The 23,406-nt window shown below is 72.8% G+C and carries 24 protein-coding genes and 2 pseudogenes; 9 read left to right on the top strand and 17 right to left on the bottom strand.

Annotation, left to right across the window (positions count from 1 at the left end; translation table 11 throughout):
- Positions 1-42: 42 nt before the first annotated feature.
- The 3 genes from E1284_RS02380 to E1284_RS02370 all read right to left on the bottom strand — a co-directional run bounded on the left by E1284_RS02380 (position 43) and on the right by E1284_RS02370 (position 3,116).
- Entirely contained in the window at positions 43-876 is an 834-nt protein-coding gene (locus E1284_RS02380) for a universal stress protein (RefSeq protein ID WP_131936522.1), read from the bottom strand.
- A 153-nt stretch (positions 877-1,029) separates the two neighbouring features.
- Positions 1,030-2,019 carry a YbgA family protein gene (locus E1284_RS02375; RefSeq protein WP_131936555.1) on the bottom strand — a complete coding sequence of 330 codons (990 nt, stop codon included), beginning with the start codon at positions 2,017-2,019 and terminating at the stop codon, positions 1,030-1,032.
- A 164-nt stretch (positions 2,020-2,183) separates the two neighbouring features.
- Positions 2,184-3,116 carry a MerR family transcriptional regulator gene (locus E1284_RS02370; protein ID WP_243714206.1) on the bottom strand — a complete coding sequence of 311 codons (933 nt, stop codon included), beginning with the start codon at positions 3,114-3,116 and terminating at the stop codon, positions 2,184-2,186.
- Between the two features lie 131 nt (positions 3,117-3,247).
- Between E1284_RS02370 and E1284_RS02365 the strand changes: the two genes are divergently transcribed.
- Entirely contained in the window at positions 3,248-3,766 is a 519-nt protein-coding gene (locus E1284_RS02365) for a TspO/MBR family protein (protein WP_131936520.1), read from the top strand.
- Positions 3,767-3,788: 22 nt separating this feature from the next.
- Here the strand turns inward: E1284_RS02365 and E1284_RS02360 are convergent, their stop codons facing one another.
- Positions 3,789-4,040, bottom strand: coding sequence for a DUF3140 domain-containing protein (locus E1284_RS02360; RefSeq protein ID WP_243714207.1), 252 nt, complete (start codon positions 4,038-4,040; stop codon positions 3,789-3,791).
- Between the two features lie 76 nt (positions 4,041-4,116).
- Complete coding sequence (locus tag E1284_RS02355; protein ID WP_131936516.1) at positions 4,117-4,353, bottom strand: hypervirulence associated TUDOR domain-containing protein; 237 nt, start codon at positions 4,351-4,353, stop codon at positions 4,117-4,119.
- Positions 4,354-4,587: 234 nt separating this feature from the next.
- Here E1284_RS02355 and E1284_RS02350 point away from each other — a divergent pair, with 234 nt between their 5' ends.
- A complete protein-coding gene (locus tag E1284_RS02350; RefSeq protein ID WP_131936514.1) occupies positions 4,588-6,162 on the top strand; it encodes an SDR family oxidoreductase in 1,575 nt (524 codons plus the stop codon).
- A gap of 35 nt (positions 6,163-6,197) precedes the next feature.
- On the opposite strand, the gene E1284_RS02345 is transcribed toward E1284_RS02350, so the two are convergent.
- Genes E1284_RS02345 through E1284_RS02335 form a run of 3 tightly spaced genes read right to left on the bottom strand, consistent with a single transcriptional unit; the run spans position 6,198 to position 9,333 of the window.
- On the bottom strand, positions 6,198-6,581 hold the full coding sequence (locus E1284_RS02345; RefSeq protein WP_131936512.1) for an STAS domain-containing protein: 384 nt from the start codon (positions 6,579-6,581) through the stop codon (positions 6,198-6,200).
- A complete protein-coding gene (locus E1284_RS02340) occupies positions 6,578-7,657 on the bottom strand; it encodes a cobalamin B12-binding domain-containing protein (protein WP_131936510.1) in 1,080 nt (359 codons plus the stop codon). Before E1284_RS02340 ends, E1284_RS02345 begins: the two co-directional genes overlap by 4 nt.
- Positions 7,654-9,333: a PP2C family protein-serine/threonine phosphatase gene (locus tag E1284_RS02335; protein ID WP_131936551.1), complete on the bottom strand. Its 1,680-nt coding sequence runs from the start codon at positions 9,331-9,333 to the stop codon at positions 7,654-7,656. Before E1284_RS02335 ends, E1284_RS02340 begins: the two co-directional genes overlap by 4 nt.
- Positions 9,334-9,606: 273 nt before the next feature.
- On the opposite strand from E1284_RS02335, the gene E1284_RS02330 reads away from it, so the two are divergent.
- The 4 genes from E1284_RS02330 to E1284_RS02315 all read left to right on the top strand — a co-directional run bounded on the left by E1284_RS02330 (position 9,607) and on the right by E1284_RS02315 (position 12,055).
- A complete protein-coding gene (locus tag E1284_RS02330) occupies positions 9,607-10,062 on the top strand; it encodes an STAS domain-containing protein (RefSeq protein WP_131936508.1) in 456 nt (151 codons plus the stop codon).
- An 81-nt stretch (positions 10,063-10,143) separates the two neighbouring features.
- Positions 10,144-10,707, top strand: a complete 564-nt coding sequence (locus E1284_RS02325; RefSeq protein WP_165965096.1) for a GAF domain-containing protein — start codon at positions 10,144-10,146, stop codon at positions 10,705-10,707.
- Between the two features lie 49 nt (positions 10,708-10,756).
- The gene (locus E1284_RS02320) at positions 10,757-11,452 is read left to right on the top strand and encodes a GAF and ANTAR domain-containing protein (protein WP_165965095.1); all 696 of its coding nucleotides are present in this window, start codon (positions 10,757-10,759) and stop codon (positions 11,450-11,452) included.
- A gap of 243 nt (positions 11,453-11,695) precedes the next feature.
- Positions 11,696-12,055, top strand: a complete 360-nt coding sequence (locus E1284_RS02315; protein WP_165965094.1) for an STAS domain-containing protein — start codon at positions 11,696-11,698, stop codon at positions 12,053-12,055.
- A gap of 146 nt (positions 12,056-12,201) precedes the next feature.
- Here the strand turns inward: E1284_RS02315 and E1284_RS02310 are convergent, their stop codons facing one another.
- Entirely contained in the window at positions 12,202-12,960 is a 759-nt protein-coding gene (locus E1284_RS02310) for a DUF4386 domain-containing protein (protein ID WP_207923514.1), read from the bottom strand.
- Between the two features lie 328 nt (positions 12,961-13,288).
- Here E1284_RS02310 and E1284_RS43915 point away from each other — a divergent pair.
- From E1284_RS43915 to E1284_RS42355, 3 genes and pseudogenes are all read left to right on the top strand, one after another.
- A pseudogene (locus E1284_RS43915) lies at positions 13,289-13,732 on the top strand (DUF3556 domain-containing protein); the annotation flags it as partial.
- A gap of 11 nt (positions 13,733-13,743) precedes the next feature.
- Positions 13,744-14,055 (top strand): annotated as a pseudogene (locus tag E1284_RS43910) (DUF3556 domain-containing protein); the annotation flags it as partial.
- A 58-nt stretch (positions 14,056-14,113) separates the two neighbouring features.
- Complete coding sequence (locus E1284_RS42355; RefSeq protein WP_207923516.1) at positions 14,114-14,806, top strand: DUF3556 domain-containing protein; 693 nt, start codon at positions 14,114-14,116, stop codon at positions 14,804-14,806.
- Here E1284_RS42355 and E1284_RS02300 read toward each other — a convergent pair.
- From E1284_RS02300 to E1284_RS02265, 8 genes are all read right to left on the bottom strand, one after another.
- Complete coding sequence (locus E1284_RS02300) at positions 14,801-15,655, bottom strand: alpha/beta fold hydrolase (RefSeq protein ID WP_131936500.1); 855 nt, start codon at positions 15,653-15,655, stop codon at positions 14,801-14,803. The two genes, E1284_RS42355 and E1284_RS02300, sit on opposite strands and share 6 nt — an antisense overlap.
- 14 nt (positions 15,656-15,669) lie before the next feature.
- A complete protein-coding gene (locus E1284_RS02295) occupies positions 15,670-16,077 on the bottom strand; it encodes a hypothetical protein (protein ID WP_131936499.1) in 408 nt (135 codons plus the stop codon).
- 144 nt (positions 16,078-16,221) lie between these two features.
- On the bottom strand, positions 16,222-17,946 hold the full coding sequence (locus E1284_RS02290) for an acetyl/propionyl/methylcrotonyl-CoA carboxylase subunit alpha (RefSeq protein WP_131936497.1): 1,725 nt from the start codon (positions 17,944-17,946) through the stop codon (positions 16,222-16,224).
- Between the two features lie 13 nt (positions 17,947-17,959).
- Positions 17,960-18,856 (bottom strand): MBL fold metallo-hydrolase, encoded by an 897-nt coding sequence (locus E1284_RS02285; RefSeq protein ID WP_131936495.1) that lies wholly within the window; start codon positions 18,854-18,856, stop codon positions 17,960-17,962.
- Entirely contained in the window at positions 18,853-19,980 is a 1,128-nt protein-coding gene (locus tag E1284_RS02280; RefSeq protein ID WP_131936493.1) for an epoxide hydrolase family protein, read from the bottom strand. Before E1284_RS02280 ends, E1284_RS02285 begins: the two co-directional genes overlap by 4 nt.
- A 77-nt stretch (positions 19,981-20,057) precedes the next feature.
- Positions 20,058-21,269: a beta-ketoacyl synthase N-terminal-like domain-containing protein gene (locus tag E1284_RS02275; RefSeq protein WP_131936491.1), complete on the bottom strand. Its 1,212-nt coding sequence runs from the start codon at positions 21,267-21,269 to the stop codon at positions 20,058-20,060.
- Positions 21,266-22,549, bottom strand: coding sequence for a beta-ketoacyl-[acyl-carrier-protein] synthase family protein (locus E1284_RS02270; RefSeq protein ID WP_131936489.1), 1,284 nt, complete (start codon positions 22,547-22,549; stop codon positions 21,266-21,268). Before E1284_RS02270 ends, E1284_RS02275 begins: the two co-directional genes overlap by 4 nt.
- A complete protein-coding gene (locus E1284_RS02265) occupies positions 22,549-23,400 on the bottom strand; it encodes an LLM class flavin-dependent oxidoreductase (protein WP_131936487.1) in 852 nt (283 codons plus the stop codon). Before E1284_RS02265 ends, E1284_RS02270 begins: the two co-directional genes overlap by 1 nt.
- Positions 23,401-23,406 lie beyond the last annotated feature (6 nt).

The following is a 23,406-nucleotide window of genomic DNA, read 5'->3' as shown; positions in this document are numbered from 1 at the left end:
CGCCCTCGGCGATCGCGGAACTCCGCCGCCTCCCCCTGCTGCTCAGTCGTGGTTCGGGACGACGACCACGGGGCACCGCGCGTGGTGCAGCACCGTGTGATTGACCCGGCCGAGCGCCATCCCGGCCAGGGGCGCACGCCGGCGGCGGGCGCCGACCACGACCAGGGCCGCGTTCTTCGACGCCTCCACCAGCGCCTGCGCGGGTGTCCGGTCGGACACGAGCCGGTCGACGGCGACGTCGGGGTACCGCTCCCGGTACCCGGCCAGGGACTCCGACAGCTCCAGGTCCTCGATCACCCGGCGGCGCGGGGAGAACTCCCCGCCCACCGCGTGCAGCGCGAGGATCTTGGAGCCGCGGGAGGCCGCTTCCCCGAACGCCCACTCGATGAAGGCGTGTTCGTCGTCCAGCCCCTCGATCCCGATCACGATCTCCGTCGGCGCGTCGGACGGGTACGGGGCCGACCGCGACACCACCAGCACCGGGCACCGGGCGTGCGCGGCGGTGTACAGGCCGACCGAGCCGAACAGCAGGCCCTCGAAGCCGCCCTGCCCGCGCGATCCCACCGTCACCAGGTCGGCGTGCTCGCTCTCCTCCACCAGCGCCCGGCCCGGGTCTGCCGGCACCAGCCGCGTCTCGGCATCGAGTTCGGGGTGGAGTTTCAACGCGTACTGGCGGGCCTCGGCGAGCAGGTCCTCACGCTCACCGACGAGGCGGCGCAGCGCGTCCGGCGGTATCGTCCCGTCGTCCAGGAGGGCACGGGAGCCGTGCACCAGGAGCAGCGGCAGCCGATGGCGGACGGCACGGTCGGCCGCCCAGTCCAGTGCCCGCCACGCATGCGCGGAGCCGTCAATTCCCACGACGATCGGAGTCCGCATCGTCCACCCCTCCCGGGCCGGCGTTCGGTTCACTCCCGACGCTAGGCGGCGTCCGTCCGCCTTTCACCGGCCGAAGGTCCCGCCGTTCAAGGGACGACGGTCACCGGCCCCGACACGTCGTGAGGCCGCAGCCCTCGCCGGGGCCGCGGCGATTCAGAGGTGATGGCGCAGCACGAGATCGGCCGGGAAGGGGTCCAGGTAGGTCTGCTCGGCCAGGTAGGCGAGATCCTCCCCTTCGGCGTGGTGGCGCAGCAGCGCCACCGGGACGCTGAGCGGGGCTTCGCCCTGCCGGTAGGACTCGACGGCGGCCACGATGTCGTGCCGCCTGGCATGGTTCAGGTGCTCGCTCAACGGGCCCAGGACGTGCAGGAGCGCGTTCGCGTTGCGGCCGCGTTTCGGACGGGTGGCAAGGGCGGCGGCGAAGGCGCGCCTGTACTCCGCTTCGAGATCGGCGCGGTCGCCGGTGCCCGCTCGTGCCACGATCCGGCCCATGCTCCGGTAGGCGGACGGGTCGTGCGCGAGGATCTGCAGCTTGTGCCTGGTGTGGAAGGCGACGAGGTCCCGTGGGCGCCAGTCGCGCTCGAAGAACTCGCGGAGCCTCGCCTGGGCGAAGACGCGCTCGATGAAGTGCTCGCGCAGGTTGGGGTCGTTGAGCCGTCCGTCCTCTTCGGCGGGGAGGTCGGGAAGCGCGCTCAGGACGCGGTCGGAGAACAGGCCGCGGCCGCGGCGGTCCACCGGCTGCCCGTCGGTGCGCTCGCCGGGCCTGCCGGACGCGTAGCGCGGCAGGTTCATCAACCCGCAACTGGGCGAACGGGACTTGAACACGTAGCCGTCGACGTCCGCGATGTCGGAGAGGCGGTCGTCCGCCAGCTTGGTGATCGCCCTGGTGTGATCGGCGGAACCGTCCTTGTTGACGATATGCCCGTCGGAGAGCAGGCGGAGGGTGGGACGCGGCGCGCCGAGCCCGATCTCCATCTCCGGGCAGACGGGGACCCAGTCGACATGGTGCGACAAGGGGCCGGTCAGGAACCGGTCGCGGCTGTGGCCGCCGTTGTAGCGGACCGGCGCGCCCAGCAGGCAACTGGACACGGCCAGCCGCGGGCGCGGGTGGCCCGCCTCGGCGGCGGGTCCGGGCGGCGGCATGGGCGGGGTCACAGCGGTTCCCGCGTCCGGCGGCACGCGGCGTCCGGCGGATGGCTCGCGACGTGGTGTCCAAGGGTCATGCCTACACCCGTCCCCGGGACAAACCGCTTCAAAACTTGCGCATAGATACCGATGAGCGCGGCCGCGGCGACCGTCCCGGACGATCAGAACCGTTCATGGGCCGACGCCAGCTCGGTGACGGCCTCCTCCAGCGTCGACACCGGCTTGGCCGAGGCGGGCAGCCGGTCGCGTCGCCAGCCCGGTCCGCCGACGATCAGGCGGTACGGCGGCCGGGACCCGGGGAGCGCGCCGAGCCAGGACGGGTCACCGGTCTCGGCGGTCTGCGACCAGACGAAGACCGCGTTGGGCCCGGTGCGCCGGACGGCGGCGGCGAGGGCGGGCGCCGGGACCCGCGCCCCCAGTGAGATCGTCGCGACGTCCGCTTCGGCCAGCGCGGCCGCCAGCACGTGCACCGGCAGGCTGTGCTGTTCCTCCGGCGCGCAGGCCAGCAGGACGGGACGAGGGCTGCGGGGCCGAACGGGCGGCGGCACCTCGGCCAGCCGGCCGAGCAGGATGCCGGACAGCAGGTGCTCGACGTCCACGCAGTCGCCGGTGGCCGCGTGCCTGCGGCCGATTCCCTCCAGGACGGGAACGATCAACCCGTTCCATGTCCGGATCACCCCGTCCCGGGCCAGCGCCGTCCGCACGGTGTCGCTCACGGCGGGGGCGTCCAGGGCCATGGCCGCACGGGCCAGGCCCCGCACCTCGGCACCGTCCGGCCCCCGGGTCGGCGCGCCGACGGCCACGCGGTTGCCGCCCGCGCCGTGCCCGCGCGGCGGCGGCGGTTCACCGGGCGGCGCGTCCAGCACGGCCCGCGCCGCCTCGCCCGGCGGGGCACCGGCCAGGATCAGCCGCTGCATGTCCTCCAGCCGCACAACGTCGGCCAGGGTGTAGCGCCGGTGCGCGCCCGTGCTGCGGCGGGTCGGGCCGATGCCGTACCTGCGGTCCCACGTGCGCAGGGTGGAGGCGGCCACGCCGAGGCGCTGCGCCACCGCGCCCACGCTCAGCCCGGCCTCCCGGTCCGCTGTCCCGCCCACGTGCCTCCCGTCCATCACCGAGCTCGACCGTACAGCGTACGACTCACCCTGACTTCGCCGGAACCGTCCGCTCCGGTTGCCCTTCCCGCCTCCCATGTGCGGACGCCGCCCGAACGGGAAGGGACCCGGCCATGAGGCCGGTCAAGGACCGCGGAGCAGCGGCCGCCCGATGGGGAACGTACGCGGCGACCACGGCGGCCGTGACGGCCGCGGCGGTCGCCGGATCGCGAGCGGTCGATCCGAACACCGGCTGGTACCGATCGCTGGCCAAGCCGCCGTGGCAACCGCCCGCCTGGGCGTTCGGAGTGGTCTGGACGCCGCTGTACGCATCGGTCGCCTGGGCGAGCGGCCACGCCCTGCTCCGCGCCGAGCGCCGCGGCCGCCGGTCGCTGGCCGCCGCCCTGGGAGTGAACATGGCCTTGAACGTCGCGTGGAACCAGATGTTCTTCGGCCGGCGCAACCCGGCGGCCGGGGTGGCCGGAACACTCCTCCTGGACGTGAGCAATGCCGACCTGATTCGCCGCACCGCCCGCATCGACACCACGGCGGCCCGCGTACTGGTCCCGTACGCGGTGTGGTGCGGGTTCGCCACCGCGCTGAACGGCGACATCGCCTACCGCAACCGGTCGCATGCACGGACCGGCCGGTGAAGCCGCGGGCTCCCAGTGGCGCCTACTTGAGCGGGTCGTGGCCCCAGTTCATCAGCGAGTGGCGCCACTTGCTGTCCTGGACGTCGCCGGACGGGCGCTGGGCGAGGTGGCGGTGGACGTAACCGACCACCTTGTTCATGTGCGCGTAGTCCTCGTCGGACAGGTCGGTCCGCTTCGCCCGCAGCAGCTCGACGATCCTGCGGCCGGACGCGTGGCCCGTCGACTCCCGGGCGCCGTCCTTCTGGCCGACCGACTGCGATTCCTCGGTCTCCAGCCAGCGCTCCAGCTCCTTGGGGTCATGTTGACGGCTTGATCGAAATCGGCCGCCACGCTCTCATGGTCGTCGGCGCTCATTTCGCCCCCTTCCGCTTCTTGTGCAGCGCCGAGCCCTTGTGCACCGCCTTCTTCCCGCTCTTCTCGCTGCGCACGGCGTACTGAGGCTCCTCGGGGGAGGCGGCCACGGTGCGGCCCGCCTCCGCACGCCGATCGGTGATCTTCTTCTCCACCCGTCCCTCGGCCGTGGATCCGTGGCTGCGCCACGTGACCTCGTCACCGACGCCGGGATCGTCGTCACGCTTGCCGTTCATGCGCCTGGCGGTACCCGCCGCGCGGCCGGGCAGTCCCCGCCGAGCACCGGGTGGACGAGGGGTTGCCAGGTCTTCGGCAACTGATGGCGCATCGCAGAACTCGTCCGGCGGAGCAGCCGTCGGCTCGGGCCGTCCCAGGGGGGCGGGAGCGTCGTCCTCCACGGCAAAATCCAGGTCAGCGTGCGCTTGTGTCCGCCGGAGCCCGGGTAGGCAGCGTCCGACCGAGGGGGGAGCATGACCAACGGCGGTGACGCGCCGGCCGTGCCGGGACGCGCGCAGGCCGCGGACGGCCAGAAGTCGTGCCTGGTCACGGGAGCCAGCGGCTACATCGGCGGGCGGCTGGTCCCCGAACTGCTGGACGCCGGCCACCGGGTGCGGTGCATGGCCCGTTCGGCGCGGCGGCTGCGCGATCATCCCTGGGCCGGACGGGTGGAGATCGTGGAGGCCGACGCCACCGACCCGGAGGCGACCCGGCGCGCGCTGGACGGCATCGACGTCGCCTACTACCTGATCCATGCGATCGGCGGCGCGGGCGGCTTCGCCGAGAACGACCGCCGCGCGGCCCGCACGTTCGCCGATGCGGCGCGGGACGCGGGGGTGGGGCGGCTGGTCTACCTCGGCGGCATGGACCCCGAAGAGAAGCTGTCACCGCATCTGCAGTCCCGCGCCGAGGTCGGCAAGATCATGCTCGACAGCGGGGTACCGGCGGTATGGCTGCGCGCCGCGGTGATCATCGGCTCGGGTTCGGCGTCGTTCGAGATGCTCCGCTACCTCACCGAGCGGCTCCCGGTGATGGTCACGCCGCGGTGGGTGCGCACGCGGATCCAGCCGATCGCGATCCGGGACGTCCTGCACTACCTGGTGGCGTCCGCGGACCTGCCCGCCGAGGTGAGCCGCGGCTTCGACATCGGCGGGCCGGACGTGCTCACCTACGTCGGCATGATGCGCCGGTACGCCGCCGTGGCCGGGCTCAACCGGCGCATCATCATCCCGGTCCCGCTGCTGAGCCCGTCCCTGTCGAGCCTGTGGGTGGGAGCCATCACCCCGGTTCCCAGCGGCCTCGCGCGCCCGCTGGTGGAGTCGTTGCGCAACGAGGTCGTGTGCACCGAGAACGACATCAGCCGGTACGTCCCGGCACCGCCGGACGGGCCGACCGGCTTCGACCGCTCGGTCGAGCTCGCACTGCGCCGGGTCCGCGATGCGGAGGTCGCCACGCGCTGGTCGTCGGCCAGCACCCCCGGCGCCCCGAGCGACCCGCTGCCGACGGACCCGGACTGGGCCGGCGGCAGTCTCTACACCGACGAGCGGTCGTGCCGGGCGGACGCTCCAGCCGAGCGGCTGTGGGACGTCGTCGAAGGGATCGGCGGGGAGCGCGGCTGGTACTCCTTCCCGATCGCCTGGCGGGCGCGCGGCATCCTCGACCGGCTCGTGGGGGGCGTCGGGCTGCGGCGCGGACGCCGGGACCCGCGCCGGCTGCGCATCGGGGAAGCGGTGGACTTCTGGCGCGTCGAGGAGATCGAACCGGGCCGGCTGCTGCGGTTGCGGGCCGAAATGCGGCTGCCCGGCCTGGCCTGGCTCGAACTGAGGGTGAGCGAGGAGGACGGCCGCAGCCTCCTGGAGCAGCGGGCGCTCTTCCATCCGCGCGGGCTGGCCGGCCATGCCTACTGGTGGGCGTTCCGGCCCTTCCACGACCGCGTCTTCGGAGGCATGTGCCGGGGCATCACCCGCGCCGCCGGGGCCGACCGGACGGATCGGACGAGCGCGCGCCCCGCCTCCGGAACGGGTATCCGGCAACGGGCGGGGAGATGACGGTGCAAGCGGGTCGGCGCCTCACCCGCGCCGCGTCACTGCTGCGGAAGCTCCCGGTCGTGGCCTTCGCGCACCGCCGCCGCCTCGCCGGTCAGATGGTGCGTCGTCCCCGTCAGGTCCAGGAGCCGATCGAGCTGCGGGCTCCGGTCCGTCAGGCGGAGGCGGGCACCGGCCGCGGCCGTGCGGCGCCGGATCATGAGCAGGGCGGACAGGCCGGCCGAATCGCACAGGCCCATCCCGGTGCAGACCAGTTCCAGGTCACCGATCCCCGGCCGGGCCTCCACCTGCGCGCACACGGCGGTCACCAGCGTGTCGGCGGTGCGGAAGTCCAGCACGCCCTCAATCTCGATCCGCAGCGACCGCGCGCCGGCCTCGGTGGCGACGACGCGCAGCGGAACATCGGGAACAAAGGCCGTCATGCGGTCCCTTCTACGGCGTCCCGCGCGCGGGACAGCAGATCCGTGGCGCGGGGATAGTCGGCGAGTTGCTCCGCCAGCAGGTCCAGGGCGGGCAGCAGGCTGTGAGCGGGTACGTTCCGTGCGGTCAGGATGCCCGCGAGCCAGCCGGTGAAGCCGGTGAACAGCTCCGGGTCGTCCACGTAGAGGGCGGCACCGAGGAAGTCGACGATGTGGGCGATGTCCTCGGCGGTGTGGCGCCGCTGCCGGTCGGTGTAGTCCGCCATCGCCGGGAAGCGGGACTGAAGTCCGGCCAGCACGTGGCGCACCAGCCCCGGCGCCGTCCGCGTGATGTGCGCGTACTCCTGGTCGGCGAGGTGCGGAAGGTCGTCGACGGCCTGGTGGACGGGCGGCGGCATGGGGAGCGGCCCCTCGGCCAGCCGGGCGGCGGCGGCGCGGGCGTCGGGGGCCCAGGCGTCCGCGCCGAGCAGAGCGGCGTACCGGCCGCCCGGCCCGTACGCGGTGCCGCCGACCATGACCGGGGTCCCGGTCGCCTGGCAGGCGGTGATGGCGGCGTGCGCGGCCGGGAGGCGGGTGGCGATCGAGGACGACAGCGCCACCACCGCCGGGTTCGTGCGGTGCACGTGCGAGATCAGGTGCGGCGTCGGCACCTGGGCGCCGAGGTAGTCGACCCGCCAGCCGCGCAGCCGCAGCACCTCGGCGAGGATCCGGGCGGGCAGCCCGTGCCACTCGCCGTCGATGCACGCCACCGCCACCCGTCCGCGGGGTGCCGCGCGATGGCGTTCCACGGCCCCGCGGACGGCCGGATGGTGCGCCAGCGTCCCGATCACCCGTTCGTTGATCGCGGTGGCGGTGTGCTCCTGGACGACGGTGAGCCGGTTCGCCGCCCACTCGCGTCCCACCCGGGCCTGCAGCGGCGCGATGACGTCCAGCAGCAGGGCCTCCGGGTCGGTTCCCTCGTCCAGGGCGGCCGTCGCCGCGTCGGCGGCGGCGTACTCGTCGCCGCCGACGGTCGCGTCCCAGAGCACCCTCGTCCGCTCGTCGAGCCCGGCGGGCGGCTGTTCTGCCGTGTGGGTCACGCGGTGAACCTTCCCGGCCCTTGGCCCCCGACCGCGCTGAGGTGGTAGCGCCGCGGCGCGGTGATGGCGATCACGGCCATGTCGTCGTGCGCGCCGGCGCCCACCCACTCGGCGGCGAGCATGTGCACCCGCTCGACCAGCGCTTCCGGGGGCATTCCGCCGCAGCCTCGCAGTTCGGCGCGCAGGCGCTCGTCGCCGAACATCTCCTCGCCCAGCGGGCCGCCGACCGCCTCGGTGATGCCGTCGGTGTACAGCAGGCAGGTGTCGCCCGGCTCCAGCAGCACCGTCGCGGTCGTGGACGTGATCTCCTCCAGCACCCCGATCAGCGAGCCGCGCGTGTCGGCCGACTCGACCTCGCCGCCGGCGCGCACGATCAGCGGAGCGCCATGGCCGGCGCTGGTCAGCCGCAGCCGCACGCGCCCGCCCTCCTGGTGGAGCGAGGCCAGTACGAGGGTGACGAACCGAGTGGAGTCGCTGTTCAGCAGCGTCCCGTTCAGCAGTTCCAGAACACGCTGGTGATCTCCGGCCAGCGGGACCAGAGCGCGCAGCGTGTTCCGGATCTTGCCGGTGAGGACCGCGGCCTCCAGCCCCTTGCCGCACACGTCCCCGAGAACCACCAGCGACTCCGGCGCCGCACCGGGATCGTCGGCCGCCGGATGCAGATCGTAGAAGTCGCCCCCGACCAGCTCACCGTCGCCCGAGGGCCGGTATCGGGCCGCCAGTTCCGCCTCGGGCAGCCGGGTGGTGCGCGGCGGCAGCAGCTCGCGCATGAGCGTGTCGGTGATGGACGCCTGCTCGGCGTACACGCAGGCGGCCGACATGGCCGCGCCGGCTCGCGCCGCGAACAGGCGCGCCACCGTCTCCTCTCCATCGGAGAACGCGCACCCTCCGCCCCGCCGGAGCAGCACCAGGGCCCCGGCCGGGACGCCGTGCCCGGGGAGCGCGGTCACCACCATGGCGGTGAGCTCCCCCAGGTCCTCCCGGGCGACCCAGGAGGGTGCGGCGGCGGGATCGATCCAGCGTGACGGCACCGGCGGGAAGCCCTGCATCGCCTCCGCGAGCCCCGGCACGTCCGCCGGGTCCACGAGAAGCTCCTGGTGCTGCACCTCGCCGTCCGGGCCGCAGTAGGAGACGGGGTGGGACCGTCCGGATCCGGGAGCGATCACCAATGCGGCGTCTGCGAGATGCCGCGCGGCCAGCCGCACGGTCACCTCCATGCACCGTTCCAGATTCAGCGACGCGAGCAACTGGCTGGACGCGTCGTCCAGGAACGACGTCCGCTCGCGTTCGGCGGCCAGCTCCCGTTCGAGGCGCCGGTTCTCGGTGACGTCCAACAGCCACCAGACCGTCCCGGCGGGGTCTCCGTCGGGCACCGCATGGGCCGCGAAGAACCGGTCGCCGATCGAGCCTTGCGCGATCGGCTCCGGCAGGGAGGGGGCGGACTCCGCGCGGACGGGAACGGGAGCGGCGGCCAGCGCGTGGTGCGCCGCTGCCAGCCATCCCGGCGCCCGGTCGTGCAACATCCCACCGGGGATCATGCCGAGCAGTGAGCGGGCCGCGCCGTTGAGTCGTGTCACCGATCCGGCCGCGTCCACGGCGAGCACCGGATAGGGGGCGGGGCCCAGCGCCGGGTCGAGAACGTCCTGCGGACCATCAGTACTTTGGGTGATTTCCATCACTGGCAGAGGCTGCGGCGGACCACGTCCCTTCCTGAGCAAAGCCGCCAAACGAGGACCTAGTCCTCTCACCCCACCTTAACCACAGAAAGACACTTGCCGGAAGGCAAGGAAGCATCCGGTCCTGCTCGCGTGCCCGCCCTCCCGCCGCGATCTCGCGGGTTCACCGCTCTCGATCACCGGTTCGGCCAGGCCAGCGGCGTGCCGACGTCGCACATGATTGTTCGCGTCGTCTGCGGGTAGCGTTGACGCAACGGGAGGTCGATAACGGCGATGGACGTGGTACGAGACGAAAATACGGCTCTTGAGGAAACGTGGCACGACCATTACGGCCGTATTCGGCTCCAGGTCGAGCACCGCGACTCATGCCTTCTCATCAAGGTAGGCGGCGAAATCGACCATCTGACGGCGCACGCGTTCCGCGACCGTGTGATCTCCCATTGCGGCAGTTCTCGGCGCATCATCGTGGATTTGCAGGACGTGACCTTCTGCGACTCCTCCGGACTCGGGGCGCTGGTCGGCATCTGGAAGGCCGCGACGGCGCGCGACCGCCGGCTGGTGGTCAGCCGTCCGAGCCCGCTCTGCCACCGGATCCTGCAGCGGACCGGTCTCGACGAGCACATCGCGATCAGCGTCACCCTCCGGCACGCCTTCGCGAGACTCTCCGCCGACCACGCTGATCCGCGAGCCGCGGGGACGGGCCTCACGGCGCGCCGGCGCGTCTCTTGACCGGCGGGGAGCCGGGTAGGGTGGGACCAGGTTCCGCCCTGTGTCCGCGGATCGATGCAAAGGATCTGCGAGAGGACCATTGTGGCGATTGACGGCGGCGAGCCCGGAGACGGCCGGGTGCCGGGCCTTCCGGCCGGCCCCGCGTCCGACCACCTCCCCACCGAGACACGTCGGCGGCTGGCCTCGGCCGCCGGAAAGCTGTCTCGCGCGCTGCGCTCGATGGCGGCGCTCTCGGCGGCGGACGGTGCGGCCTTGATGCTGGCCAACGAGGCGAACGGGCTGCATGCCGTAGGCGGGTCCACCGCCGAAGGACTGGAGCTGGAATACGCCCAGGAGTTCGAACGGGCCGGCCCCGCCCGGGAGTCCGTGGCCGCCGATCAGCCCGTGGCGGTGAACGATCTCGCGGACGGGGCCGGCCCGGCATACGCGCAGCTGGCCCGCCGGGCGGCACCGGTGCGCGCCGTGCTGTCGGTTCCCGTCAGGCTCGACGGCACCGTCATCGGTGCGCTGGACTTCTACCGGCGCACGCCCGGCACATGGACGGACGAGCAGATCGCGCTCGGCGAGCACCTGGCCGGCACGGCCGCCGACCTGGTCGTCAGGCTCGCGGCGCACCCGCGAGCGCACGATCACGGTCTGCCGTAGTGCGTCCGTACCCCAGTGACCCCGGGCCCGCCGTCCAAGGATGTGGATCATGATGCATATCGACGTCGAAGCGTTGGGCGCCAGCCTTGAGCGGCTGCGCGAGACCCCGCACGAGACCGACGTCGCGCGGGCCCTGCAGCACGTGGTCAGCTCGGTGAACCGGCTGTTCGGCTACGACGGGGCCGGCATTATGCTCATCGACCAGAAGGAGCAGCTGCTCTCGATCGCGGCCTCCGACGAGGCGGGCCGCTCCCTGGAGGAGGCCCAAGCCCAGGCCGAAGAGGGGCCGTGTTACGACACGTACGTCCTGGGCCACCCCGTTCACACCAAGGACGTGCGCTCGGACGCCCGCTGGCCGCACCTCCCGGAGGTCCTGGACGCACGGGTGCGGGCGGTGGCGGGAGTGCCGATCCTGCTGGGCGGCAGCCCGGTCGGCACCCTGAACGTCTACCGGTCCCAGCCCTACGGGTGGGACGACTCCGACATGTCGGCGCTGCGCGCCTACGCCGGCCTCGTCGGTGAGCTGATGGCGGCCGCGCTGTCGTCCGAGGAGCACAGCGTCACCGCCGCCCAGCTGCAGTACGCGCTCGACTACCGCGTCGTCATCGAGCGCGCCATCGGCTACCTCATGGCCACCCACGGCGTGGACGCCGTGGCGGCGTTCAACCGGCTGCGCAAACAGGCGCGCGACAGCCGCCGCCGTGTCGCCGAACTGGCAGCAGAGATCCTCGGCGGTGACACCTAACACCACCACGACCGATCGACCCGATCTGTTTCACCGGCGCGTCCGCTCGGACGGTCGCGCCATGTTCGCTCCACCTCGGTCCGGCCCCTGACCCTGCCCGGTCCCGGAGATCCCCGCGCCCTTGGAGGCTCTGTGACCCCGGCAAACGATCACTTGTTCACCTCGGCATCGCCGCCCGGCGGACCGACGCCATCGGCCACGGCCGCCCCCGGCACCGTCTCCTGCGCCGGGGGCGCGTTGCTGGTGGCGGTCGACGTCCGCCCGCACGACTCCACGGCCGAGCTGCGCCTGCGCGGTGAACTCGACGTGGCCGCCTCCGAGGACCTGCGCCGCCACATCGGCGCGGTGATCGACCGGCACGACCCGCACCGGCTGCTGCTCGACCTCTCCGAGCTGAGCTTCGCCGACTCCAGCGGCCTGGCCGTCCTGGTGTGGGCGCACCAGGTCATGGCCGGCCACGGCCGCCAGCTGCGCCTGCACCACCCGCAGTCCCGGGTGCTGCGCATCATGAACATCGCCGGGCTGCACAACCGCCTGCACATCACCGAGGCGAACGCGGCCGTTCGCCGGCGTCCTCCCGGTTCCCACCGGACGCACGCCTGACGGAGCCGGTCCGCTCCGGGCGGATCAGGCGGTCGGCAGCCGGGCGTCCAGCGCCGCGTCGGTGGCCTCGCTCAGCTCCAGGCCGTTGCGGACGTGGTTGTCGAAGCTCCCGTAGGCCCGGTTTCAACGCGGACAGTGACCGCCCGTCACGCCGTGTCCGGGGTCCGTGTGGTCTCGCCGGCCGCTCCCGTGATGAGGGCGGCGGGACGGAAGCCCTTGATGAGGAGCCAGATGCCCAGCGACGCTTCCCAGACGATCTCTGGCGCCGTGAACAGGAAATTCACCGGGGACTGCTGCTCATAGGCGCCGAAAAGAACAGCGGTCGCGGTGGCGCATGCGATGGGACCTCCGACGAGGCCGATGAGGGCCATGGGGCGCGGCACCAGGCCCGACCGGTACATCAGGTAACCCAGCAGCAGGCCGTTGCCCAAGCCCGCGCAGAAAGCAGGACCGAGCAGGAACGTCTGATTCTTCAACGCCACCAGTGACTGGCCGATCCCCACGGCGTCCGCGCCGCCCCCGCCCGCCACATCCTGCCGCAACGCCACCACGGCGAGCACGCTGGCGATCCCCATCACGATGACGGTCGATTCCACGATCCGCAGGCCGATGTAGCCGAGGGCGATGCTCTCGCTCTGCCGTTTCAGGACCGGGAACAGCACGACCGCAGTGGCGATGTTCGCGACGGCGGTCAGGATCTCCAGGAGGGCTCCCGCCCGGACCTGCGCGTCCGCGCCCGCTCCCAGGATGTAGTTCGCGTCGTTGAGGACCGGGTCGTACAGCAACACCGCCGGGATCGAGAAGACGAAGGTGAGGATGAACCAGACACCCGCGATCCTGGCGGTCCGCTGAACGGCGTCCACCTCCACCGAGGTCGCCGGCATCCGGGATTCGGTCGCGTCCACGTCACTCCCCAAGGCTGTGATCGGCCCCGCCCGACTGCCGGGATAGTCGTAGACAACCACGCTCACCGCACGCTGTCCCCCACCCCCGGTGGCCGGATCAAGCCGCACAGAAGAACAGCCCTCCGCGATGGGACATGCGCGGGGCTCAACTAGACACTTGTCCAGGTCCGTCTGATCGTCTATTTTCGGCTCATGCGAACCCCGGCTCCGCGGTGTCGTGGACGTTCGATTGAGGCGCTTGCGGCGTAAATGTTGTTCTATCGATCGTCCATCGAGCAGGACGGAGGTAGTGGTCAATGGCGGCGTGCGCCGACATTGGCCCGATAGCATGGGCTTTCTTCAACCGGACTTTCCGCAGTTCGATCGTGCTGAATGGCAGGGCGGTACGCGTATCGAGCGGATGCGGCCGCTGATCCGGCACCTGTGCGAGGTCGGATTCGGCACTCCCGACGTGGTGTACCTCCTGTACACGGTCAAGATCGGGCTGTACGTGCTGGGTGCGATGGGGTTCGCGCTCGCGACCGAGGGGATCGACGGGTTCACCTCCGTCGGCCAGTGGTGGGCTGCGCCGGTCGTGTTCGAGAAGCTCGTGTTGTGGTCGATGCTGTTCGAGGTGCTCGGCTTGGGCTGCGGGTTCGGGCCGTTGAATTCGCGTATTCTTCCCCCGCTCGGGTCGTTTCTGTACTGGCTTCGGCCCGGCACCATTCGCCTGCCTCCCTGGCCCGGCCGCGTCCCTTTCACCCGCGGTGACGCGCGCACGCCGTTGGACGTGCTGCTGTACGGGTGCTGCTGGCCGCGCTGCTGCTCGCGCTGCTGTCGGACGCCGCCGCCGACGGCCTTCTACCGGACTGGAAGCCGGCCTTGGTCCTGGCCGTGCTCGGAGTCCTGGGGCTGCGTGACCGCACCGTGTTCCTGGCCGCCCGTTCGGAGGTGTACGCGGCGATCGCCGTGCCCTTCCTGTTCTCCGGGGTCGACGCGATCGTCGGTGCCAAGCTGATGATGCTGGTGATCTGGTGGGGTGCGGCCGCCTCCAAGCTCAACGGCCATTTCCCGTTCGTGATCCAGGCGATGCTGAGCAACAGCCCCGTCCTGCGGTTCGGCCGGTTCAAGCACCGCTTCCACCGGTCGTTCCCCGGGGACCTGCTGCCCTCACATCGGCGTCCTGTTCGTCGACAAGGCGTCCTACGGCGTCGGCGACCTGACACAGCCGTGGGTGCTGGCCGTTCCGCTTGTGAGCGCGACGTTCGTCGTGCTGGGCAATCTGTTCCCCGAGAAGATCTCGTTCCTGCCGGGGATGCGCTACTACGCCGGAAACTGGGACACGTCAGTGTGGTGCCTCACCGAATCGGCTGTGGACAAACTCGACAGGGGCACGAAGCGGGCCGCGATGCTGCCGCACCATCAATTGGAGAAGGTCTACGGCAGTGCCGCAGAGGCCGAGATACCGCTGTACAGCGGCTATGCGTTCCGGGCGCTGCACCCTCACGGCCGAGCACATTTCGCGCTCATTCCCAGGGCGTGCGGGCCCGCCCACGATACCGACTACCTGGTCCTGGACGGTGAAATGGTCGCAGGCGTCCTCCTGGGCTGGAACTTCGGCGACGGACATATGCACGATGAACGTCTGATCGCCGCGTTGCAGAAGCGCTGCCGTTTCGAACCCGGCGAGTTGCGGGTGATCATTCTGGACGCCCAGCCCGTTCACAAGCGGACCCAGGCCTACCGGCTCGTCGACGCCGCCACCGGAGAGTTCGAACGCGGCACGGTGGCCGTCAAGGACATGATCGCGCGGCAGCCGGGGGACGACGGCCTCCCGGTCACCATCGCCGCCCGAGCGGCCTCATGAGGCGCTACCTCTTTCCAGGGTTTTGAGGGCTTCGATGAGGTAGCCGCGGAACGCGGAGTGGTTCTCGCTCATCGGGAAGTGCCCGATCTTCTCCATCTTGACGAAGGTGCCGTTCTGGATCGCGTTCGCGGTGCGGGCGCTGTCCTCCGGGGTCGTCAGGTAGTCGTACTCGCCGGTGAGCATCACGACGGGGCACCGGTCGCCGTCGATCTCCTGGAGGCGGTCCCGCAGATCGTGGTCGACGGAGTAGAAGTACAGGTCGCCCTTGAACGCCTCGGAGCCCTGGGAGTAGTAGAACCAGGTCTTCCAGCGGTCGGCGTCGGGCGACTGGGGCGCCATCAGGTCCCATACGCCGCTCGCGCAGACCTGGGCGGCGTTGGCGTGCGGGTGCTGCCACCAGTCGAGGTAGAACCCGGGCGAGTAGTCGGCGCCCTCGACCGCCAGGACGCCCGCGAACCGGTCGGGCCGGCGCAGCGCGAGCTGCAGCGCGACGTTCCCGCCGAACGAGGAGCCCATGAAGATCGGGTCTTCGAGTCCGAGGGCGTCGCACAGGGCGACGATGAAGTTGACGAAGTGGTCCGCGGTGAGCCTGTACTCCTCCTTCCACCATTCGGCGTTCTCGGGCGGGTCGGACTTGCCGTGGCGGGGCAGGTCGTAGGCGATGACCCGGTAGTTCGCGGTGATCTCCTCGTCCTCCAGCAGACCGCGCCACTGGTGGTTGTGGCATCCGGCGGTGTGCTGGCAGACCAGGGGCCGCCCGGTGCCGTTCTCCAGGTAGAAGACCTTGTACTCCAGGCCGTCGACCTCGATGCTCACGTAGTGCCCGGTGACCGGGGATATGGCGCTCACGGTGGTCTCCTCCTTCAGACGGGCGAGCCGACGGTCCGGAGCAGTTCGATCTGCCGGGTGATGCAGCGCAGGTTCTGCATGAGGATCAGCACGTTCCCGTCCAGCCGCATGTCGCGCTGGAAGGTGGCGGCCCAGATCCCGTGGTGCATCGGAGGCGGTACCGGCTCACCGAACCCCCGCCACGTCTCGGGGCTCGCCCGGATCGCGAACTCGTACGGGACGTCGAGCGGGCCCGGATCCACCGTGACCTCGGTGACCCGCCCCGACTCCACCTTGATCGCGTAGGTGCGGTCGGCGGCGTCCAGCAGGTAAGTGCAGGTGAAGTACGTGCCGTGGGCCTGGATCTCGGGATCGTCGTTGCTGGCCGCCGCGAAGGCGTCGGCCCATTCCCGGGCCGGCGCGGCCTCGGTCGATGCAGTCATGATCTTCCTCCCCGCACTGGGCGCTTCGGCGATACCGCCCGCTCTACCCGGCGTCGGGGAACCCATCGCCCATGACGGCCAACATCAGGTCAAATCGGCTGATACCTGACGTTCGGGGGGACGTGCTGCCGAGCGCGTCGGTGATCAGCGGATCAGGCAGATCCGGGTGCCGGGGGTCACCGGACGGCCGGGGTCGGCGTTGAGGGCGGAGATGGTGCCCGCTTTGTGGGCGGTGAGGGGTTGCTCCATCTTCATCGCCTCCACCACGACGATGGTGTCGCCGGCTTCGACGGTGTCGCCCTCTTCGGCGAGGACCTTCACGACGGTCGATTGCAGCGGGCAGATCAGGGCGTCGCCGTCCTCCTCCTTGGCCCTGGCTCTGCGCGGCCTGGGCCTGGACGGTGCCGGGGCCGCGGATTCCGCGGCCGTGTGCAGGACGACCTCGACCCGCTTGCCGTCCACCTCGGCGATGACGGCCTTGCGGGCGGACGTGGCGGGGTCGGCCGAGGCGTCCGGCTGGGGCGGGATCGAGGGCGCGCGGTCGGACTCGATCCAGGCCGTGTGGACGTCGAAGGGCTCGGCGGTGAAGGCGGTTTCCTCGACGACCGCGCGATGGAAGGGCAGGACGGTCGCGACGCCGGCGACCTCGAACTCGGCGAGGGCGCGGCGGGCCCGCTGGAGGGCGATCTCGCGGGTCGCGCCGGTGACCACGAGTTTGGCGAGCATGGAGTCGAACTGCGGCGGGACCTCCTGCCCCTCGGCATAGCCGCCGTCCAGGCGGACGCCCGGCCCGGACGGCGGACGCCAGGTCGCGAGCGTCCCGGTCGAGGGGAGGAAGCCGCGGCCCGGGTCCTCGGCGTTGATCCGGAACTCGATCGCGTGTCCGCGCGGCTCCGGGTCGCCGTAGCCGAGGGGCTCGCCGTCGGCGATGCGGAACATCTCCCTGACCAGGTCGATGCCGGTGACCTCCTCGGTGACCGGGTGTTCGACCTGGAGCCGGGTGTTGACTTCGAGGAACGACACCGTGCCGTCCGCGGCGAGGAGGAACTCGCAGGTGCCCGCGCCGACGTACCCGGCGGCGCGCAGGATCTTCCGCGACGCCTCGTACAGCGTCCGCCGCTGGTCCTCGGTGAGGAAGGGCGCGGGGGCCTCCTCGACGAGTTTCTGGTGGCGGCGCTGCAGGGTGCAGTCGCGGGTGGACACCACGACCACGTCGCCGTGCCGGTCGGCGAGGCACTGCGTCTCGACGTGCCGGGGGCGGTCGAGGTAGCGCTCGACGAAGCACTCGCCGCGTCCGAAGGCGGCCTCGGCCTCCCGGACGGCCGACTCGAACAGCGCGGGGATCTCCTCGAGCGACCGGGCCACCTTCAGGCCCCGGCCCCCGCCGCCGAACGCGGCCTTGATCGCCACGGGCAGGCCGTGCTCGCGTCCGAACGCGGCGGCCTCGGCGGCGCCCGGCACCGGCCCGGCGGTGCCGGGGGCGAGCGGGGCGCCCTGCTCGCGGGCGATGCGGCGGGCCCGCACCTTGTCGCCGAGCACCTCGATGGCGGACGGCGGCGGACCGATCCACACGAGGCCCTGGTCGATCACCGCCTGCGCGAACTCGGCGCTCTCGGAGAGGAACCCGTAGCCGGGGTGCACCGCGTCGGCGCCGGCGTCCGCCGCGGCCTTGAGCAGCTTGCCGATGTTCAGGTAGGTGTCCGCCGGCGTCGCGCCGCCGAGCGCGTACGCCTCGTCGGCCATCCGCGCGTGCGGCGCCGACACGTCCGGGTCGGCGTACACCGCCGCGCTGGACAGGCCGGCGTCGCGGCAGGCACGCGCGACGCGCACCGCGATCTCGCCCCGGTTCGCGATCAGGATCTTGTGCACGGTCTCCTCCGGATCAGGCGCGGCAGGGCAGCGGGCCGCCGTGGTAGTCGATCATCTCGCCGAACATCGCGGCGACGTCCATGCGCTCGCCGGGCGGGGCGCCGGCCTCCTCGGCGCAGGCGCGCCGCAGGTTCGGGACGAGGCGTTCGGGGTCGAGCAGCCGCCCGTCCGGCTCGGCGCGGTGCGCGATCTCCAGGGGGTCCAGGCCGTCGGCGAGCCCCCGCCTGGCCTCGTCGCGCACCCAGCGGAGGTAGCGCTCGGCCTCGTCCAGGAGCCCGGGTCCGCCGACCGGCCCGTGCCCGGGGACGACGACGGCCGGGTCCAGTTCGCGCAGCCGCCCGATCGCGCGGAGGGAGCCCTCGACCGAGCCCATCATGCAGAACGGGGTGACGCCCGACATGACGAGGTCGCCGGCGAACAGGATCCGCTGGTCCGGCAGCCACACGACGGTGTCGTCGCGGGTGTGCGCGGGGCCGAGGCGGAACAGTTCGGCGCGCAGGTCGCCGGCGTGCAGCGTCATCCGCCGCTCGTAGGTGAGGCCGGGCGGCTCCAGCCGGAGGTCGCCCCACTCGACGTCCGGCCAGAGGCCCGTCAGGTGCAGGTCGGCCTGGATCGCCTCGGCGCGCGTCCCCTCGTGCGCCACCACGACGGCCTCGGGTGTGAAGACGCAGTTGCCGAACGTGTGGTCGCCGTGGAAGTGGGTGTTCACGACGAGGCGCGGCGGCGCGGGCGCCACCTCGCGCACCGCGTCCCGCAGGGCCAGCGCGCGTTTCATGGTCGCGGCCGTGTCCACCACGATCGTCGTGCCGCCGGAGGCGATGACGCCGGCGTTGTTCAGGCACCATCCGCCGTCCGGTTGCACGTAGGCGTGCACGCCGGCGGCCAGCCGTTGCAGGTGCGGCTCGGTCATCTCGGTCTCCTGGGGATCTGGTCGAGGAAGAACGCGCGGAGGTCGGCGGCGAGCAGGTCCGGGGCCTCCAGCGCGGGGAAGTGGCCGCCCCGCTCGAACTCGGTCCACCGGACGATCGTGTGCGCGCGCTCGGCGAACGGGCGGATGGCGTGGTCGGTGGGGAACACGGCCACCGCCGTGGGCACCGGGGAGCGGCCGCCGCGCTCCCACCCGGCCCGGTCGTGGAAGCGCTCGTAGTAGCTGTGCGCCGCCGACCCCGCCGTGCCGGTGAGCCAGTAGACGCTGGCGTTGGTGAGGACGGCGTCCGTGCCGACGGCGTCGTCCGGCAGGTCGGCGGTCCCGGTGAGGTCGCGGTAGCGCTCGGCGAACCAGGCGAGCAGCCCGGCGGGCGAGTCGTGGTGGGCGTGCGCGAGCGTCTGCGGGCTGGTGCCCTGGACGCGCAGGTACGCGCCCTCGTTCTCCTGCCACCGCCGCAGCGCGTCGAGCCTCGCGCGGTCGGCGTCGTCCAGCGCGTCGACGTCCTCGTCTCCGCCGGGCACCGTGACCAGGGCGTTGACGTGGACGCCCAGGACGCGGCCCGTGGCGTCCCGGCCCATGAGCGGTGCCACGAAGGCCCCGACGTCGCCGCCGTGCACCCCGTAGCGGGCGTAGCCGAGCCGGTCCATCAGGACGTTCAGCGCCCGGGCGGTGCGGCCGTCGGTCCATCCCGTCTCCGGCGGCGGCCCGGAGAAGCCGAAGCCGGGCAGGGAGGGCACCACCAGGTGGAAGTCGTCCCGGAGGGCGCCGATCAGGGCGTGGAAGTCGGCGACCGACCCCGGCCAGCCGTGCAGCAGCACCAGCGGGACGGCGTCCGGGTTCGCGGAGCGCACGTGCAGGAAGTGCACGCGGGTCCCGTCGATCTCGGTGGCGAACTGCGGGTGCGCGTTCAGTTCCGCCTCATGGCGCCGCCAGTCGTACGCGTCGGCCCAGTGGCCGGCGAGGCGCCGCAGGTAGGCGGTGGGGACACCGCGCGACCAGCCGGTGCCGGGCGGGTCGGGCGCCCACCGGGTGGCGCGCAGCCTGCACCGCAGGTCGTCGACCTCGGAGTCGGGGACGGCGACCCGGTACGGCCTGATATCGGACATGCGCACTCCTCGGTCGGACGGCGGCCTGAACACGGCGCGGCCGCACGGCGCGGCCGCACGGCGGGCCCGGACGGCGGCTACGGCGCGGTGAGCACCGCGGCCGACGCGAACCCGCCGCGCCCGCGGGCCAGGACGAGCGCGGTGCCGATCCCGGCCGGGCGCGGCTCCGCCACGACCAGGTCGATCCGGTCGTCGGCGCGCCCGGGACGGGTGCCGGTGGTCGGCGGGATCACCCCGTCGCGCAGCGCCAGCAGGGCGGTCGCCAGGTCCAGCGCCGCGCCGCCGGACAGCAGCCGCCCCGTCATCGACTTGGGCGCGGTGACCGGGACGGAGCGCGGCCCGAACAGCCGGGTCAGCGCCGCGACCTCGGCGTCGTCCAGGTCGCGGCGGCCCGCGGCGTCGGCGAACACCACGTCGACCGCGGCGGCGGGCCGCCCGGCGTCGTCGAGCGCGGCCAGCGCCGCGCGGTACAGCCCGTCGGCGCAGCCGGGCTCCGGGTCGAACGCGGCGCCGTGCCCGGCGACGGCGCCGTAGATCTGCGGGGCGCCGCGCTCCTCGGCGCCGGCGCGGTCCTCGACGATGAGGACGGCCCCGCCCTCGCCCGGGACGCAGCCCCCGGCCTCGGCGTCGAACGGCAGGTAGGCCGTCCCGGGGTCGGCGCACGGGCTCAGTTCCCCGCCGGCGGTCTGGATCGCCACCCCGTACGGGCAGAGCGTGCCGTCCACGCCGCCGGCCGCCATCGTGGTGGTGCCGGCCCGGATCTTCCGGCGCGCGAACGCCAGCGTGTCCAGCCCGCCCGACTGCTCGGACGCCAGCACCCCGCCGGGCCCGCGCATGCCGTTGTGGATGGAGATCTGGCCGGTGTGCACCGCGTAGTACCAGGCGAACGACATGTAGGCGCTCACGTCGCGCCAGCCGCTCCCCCACAGCTTCTGCAGCTCCCGCTGCCCGAACTCCAGGCCGCCGGACGTGCTCGCCGTGACGACGCCCATCTGGTACTCGGGCACGTCGCCGGGCTTGATCGCCGCGTCCCGCAGCGCCTCCCCGGCGGCGACGAGCGCCAGCCTGGTCACCCGGTCGCTCTGCGGCAGGAGCCGTTCCGGCAGCTCCCGCTCGGCCGGGCACTCGGGGATCTCCCCCGCCACGGCCACCGGGTAGCCGGACGCGTCGAACCTGGTGATCGCGCCGAGGCCGCTCCGGCCGTCCCGGACGGCGTCCCAGTACTCGTGGACGCCGATCCCGTTCGGCGCGGTCACGCCGAGGCCGGTCACCACCGCCTGGCCGCTCATGCGCTCCTCCCTTCCGAGGCGCTCTCCGGGTCGCGGAACACCATCGCGCTCTGGAACCCGCCGAACCCGCTGCCGACCGTCAGCGCCCCGCGCACGCGGTGCTCGCGCGCGTCCAGCGGGACGTAGTCCAGGTCGCATTCGGGGTCGGGCTCGCGCAGGTTGGCGGTGGGCGGCACCACGCCGTGCTCCATCGCCAGCGCGCACGCGGCGATCTCGATGGACCCGATCGCGCCGAGCGAGTGGCCGACCGCCGCCTTGATCCCGCTGACCGGCACGCGGCGGGCGTGCTCGCCGAGGGCGCGCTTGAACGCGGCGGTCTCGTGCCGGTCGTTCTGCTTGGTGCCCGAGCCGTGCGCGTTCACGTAGTCCACGTCGCCCGGGTCCATCCGGGCCTCACCGAGCGCGGTGGTGATCGCCTCGGCCATCTCCCGGCCGTCCGGTTTGAGGCCGGTCATGTGGAAGGCGTTGCACCGGGACGCGGCGCCCGCGAGCTCGGTGTAGATCCGCGCGCCGCGCCGCCGGGCGTGCTCGTACTCCTCCAGCACGAGCACGGCGGAGCCCTCGCCGAGGATCAGGCCGCGGCGGGTGCGGTCGAACGGGCGGCAGGCGCGGGCCGGGTCGTCGTTGTGCACCGACTGCGCCTTGATCACGTCGAAGCAGGTGACGGTGATCGGCGAGATCGGGGCGTCGCTGCCGCCGGTGACCACGACGTCGGCGGCCCCGTCCCGGATCACCTCGGCGGCGTGCGCCACCGCGTCGATCCCGGACGTGCAGCCCGTCGAGACGACCGTGGCCGGGCCGCGCGCGCCCGTGGTCAGCGCGACCTCGGCGGCCACCGAACTGGGCAGGAAGTAGTCGTACATGTGCGGGCTGACGTAGGCGGGGTCGACGTTCCAGTGCGCGCCGCCGTCGCTGAGCACGACGTACTCGGCCTCCATGCTCTTGGTGCCGGCGACCGCGCTGCCCATCGCGACGCCGGTGCGCGCGGCGAGCCGGTCGTCGACGGTGAGGCCGCTGTCGTCCACGGCCTCGCGCGCGGCCACCTTCGCGAGCTGGACGAACCGGTCGGTGCGCCGGATCTCGCGCGGGGTGAGCCCGGCGGCGGCCGGGTCGAAGTCGCATTCGGCGGCGACCTGGCAGCGGTGCCCGGACGGGTCGAACTGGGTGATGCGGCGCGTCGCCGTCCGCCCCGAGGTGACCAGCTCCCAGAAGGGCCCGGTGCCGATCCCGCCGGGGGCGACCACGCCGATCCCGGTGATGACGGTTCTTCGTCGGGACATCAGGCGGCCTCCCCGAGTGCCTCGGCCAGCAGGTCCAGCTGCTCGGGCCCGGACGCGCAGGGCACCAGCACCAGTTCGTCGCATCCGGCCTCGGCGAAGGCGCGGGCCGTGTCGCGCAGCCGGGCGGGCCCGGTCGGCGCTCCCTTGATCATCATCTCGGCGAGCCTCCCGGCGAAGGAGTAGTAGTCGCCGAGGTGCTCGCGGACGGCGGCGTCCGCGTCCGGGCCGAGGGCGTAGTACGCCTGCGCGACCATGCGCGGCTTGCCGCGCCGTCCGGACTCGCGCCAGCGGCGGCGGACGTCGGCGGCCCGCTCGGCGAACGTGTGCGGCGGTCCGGCGGCGGCGAAGTACCCGTCGCCGTGCGCGGCGACCCGGCGCAGCGCGGCCGGCGCCCGCCCGCCGACGAGGACCTCGGGATCGCCGCCGGGCGGCTCCGGCCCGATCTCGCAGCCCGCCCAGACCTTGCGCATCTCGGCGAGCATCGCGTCGAGGCGGCGGCCGCGGTCGCCGAACTCGGCGCCGGCCGCGGCGTAGTCGTCGGGCCTGGCGCCCGCCGCGACGCCGAGGGTGAGCCGCCCGCCGGACAGGTGGTGCACGGACGCGGCCTGCTTGGCGACCAGCGCCGCGCTGCTCCGGTACGGGGCGATGAGGATGCCCGTGGTCAGCCTGATCCGCTCGGTCGCGGCCGCGGCGGCGGCCAGCGTGACGAGCGGCTCGTCGTTGCCGTACACCAGCCGGTCGAGCACCGCGAGGTCGGCGAACCCGGCCGCCTCGGCCCGGCGCGCCCACTCCAGCAGGTCGCGGCCGCGCACTCCGCGGACCATGGTCGGCAGTGCCACTCCGTATTCCATCGTCGT

It is taken from the genome of Actinomadura bangladeshensis, assembly GCF_004348335.1.
GTDB lineage: Bacteria > Actinomycetota > Actinomycetes > Streptosporangiales > Streptosporangiaceae > Spirillospora > Spirillospora bangladeshensis.
Note: the sequence above shows the minus strand (reverse complement) of the source record. Positions and strands in the feature narration are given on the sequence as shown.

What these genes read in the sequence shown, in the direction of transcription:
- E1284_RS02380 (WP_131936522.1), bottom strand. Translation starts at nt 876, where the DNA reads ATGCGGACTCCGATCGTCGTGGGAATTGACGGCTCCGCGCATGCGTGG.
- E1284_RS02375 (WP_131936555.1), bottom strand. Translation starts at nt 2,019, where the DNA reads ATGCCGCCGCCCGGACCCGCCGCCGAGGCGGGCCACCCGCGCCCGCGG.
- E1284_RS02365 (WP_131936520.1), top strand. Translation starts at nt 3,248, where the DNA reads ATGAGGCCGGTCAAGGACCGCGGAGCAGCGGCCGCCCGATGGGGAACG.
- E1284_RS02355 (WP_131936516.1), bottom strand. Translation starts at nt 4,353, where the DNA reads ATGAACGGCAAGCGTGACGACGATCCCGGCGTCGGTGACGAGGTCACG.
- E1284_RS02350 (WP_131936514.1), top strand. Translation starts at nt 4,588, where the DNA reads ATGACCAACGGCGGTGACGCGCCGGCCGTGCCGGGACGCGCGCAGGCC.
- E1284_RS02345 (WP_131936512.1), bottom strand. Translation starts at nt 6,581, where the DNA reads ATGACGGCCTTTGTTCCCGATGTTCCGCTGCGCGTCGTCGCCACCGAG.
- E1284_RS02335 (WP_131936551.1), bottom strand. Translation starts at nt 9,333, where the DNA reads ATGGAAATCACCCAAAGTACTGATGGTCCGCAGGACGTTCTCGACCCG.
- E1284_RS02330 (WP_131936508.1), top strand. Translation starts at nt 9,607, where the DNA reads ATGGACGTGGTACGAGACGAAAATACGGCTCTTGAGGAAACGTGGCAC.
- E1284_RS02320 (WP_165965095.1), top strand. Translation starts at nt 10,757, where the DNA reads ATGATGCATATCGACGTCGAAGCGTTGGGCGCCAGCCTTGAGCGGCTG.
- E1284_RS02295 (WP_131936499.1), bottom strand. Translation starts at nt 16,077, where the DNA reads ATGACTGCATCGACCGAGGCCGCGCCGGCCCGGGAATGGGCCGACGCC.
- E1284_RS02285 (WP_131936495.1), bottom strand. Translation starts at nt 18,856, where the DNA reads ATGACCGAGCCGCACCTGCAACGGCTGGCCGCCGGCGTGCACGCCTAC.
- E1284_RS02280 (WP_131936493.1), bottom strand. Translation starts at nt 19,980, where the DNA reads ATGTCCGATATCAGGCCGTACCGGGTCGCCGTCCCCGACTCCGAGGTC.
- E1284_RS02275 (WP_131936491.1), bottom strand. Translation starts at nt 21,269, where the DNA reads ATGAGCGGCCAGGCGGTGGTGACCGGCCTCGGCGTGACCGCGCCGAAC.
- E1284_RS02270 (WP_131936489.1), bottom strand. Translation starts at nt 22,549, where the DNA reads ATGTCCCGACGAAGAACCGTCATCACCGGGATCGGCGTGGTCGCCCCC.
- E1284_RS02265 (WP_131936487.1), bottom strand. Translation starts at nt 23,400, where the DNA reads ATGGAATACGGAGTGGCACTGCCGACCATGGTCCGCGGAGTGCGCGGC.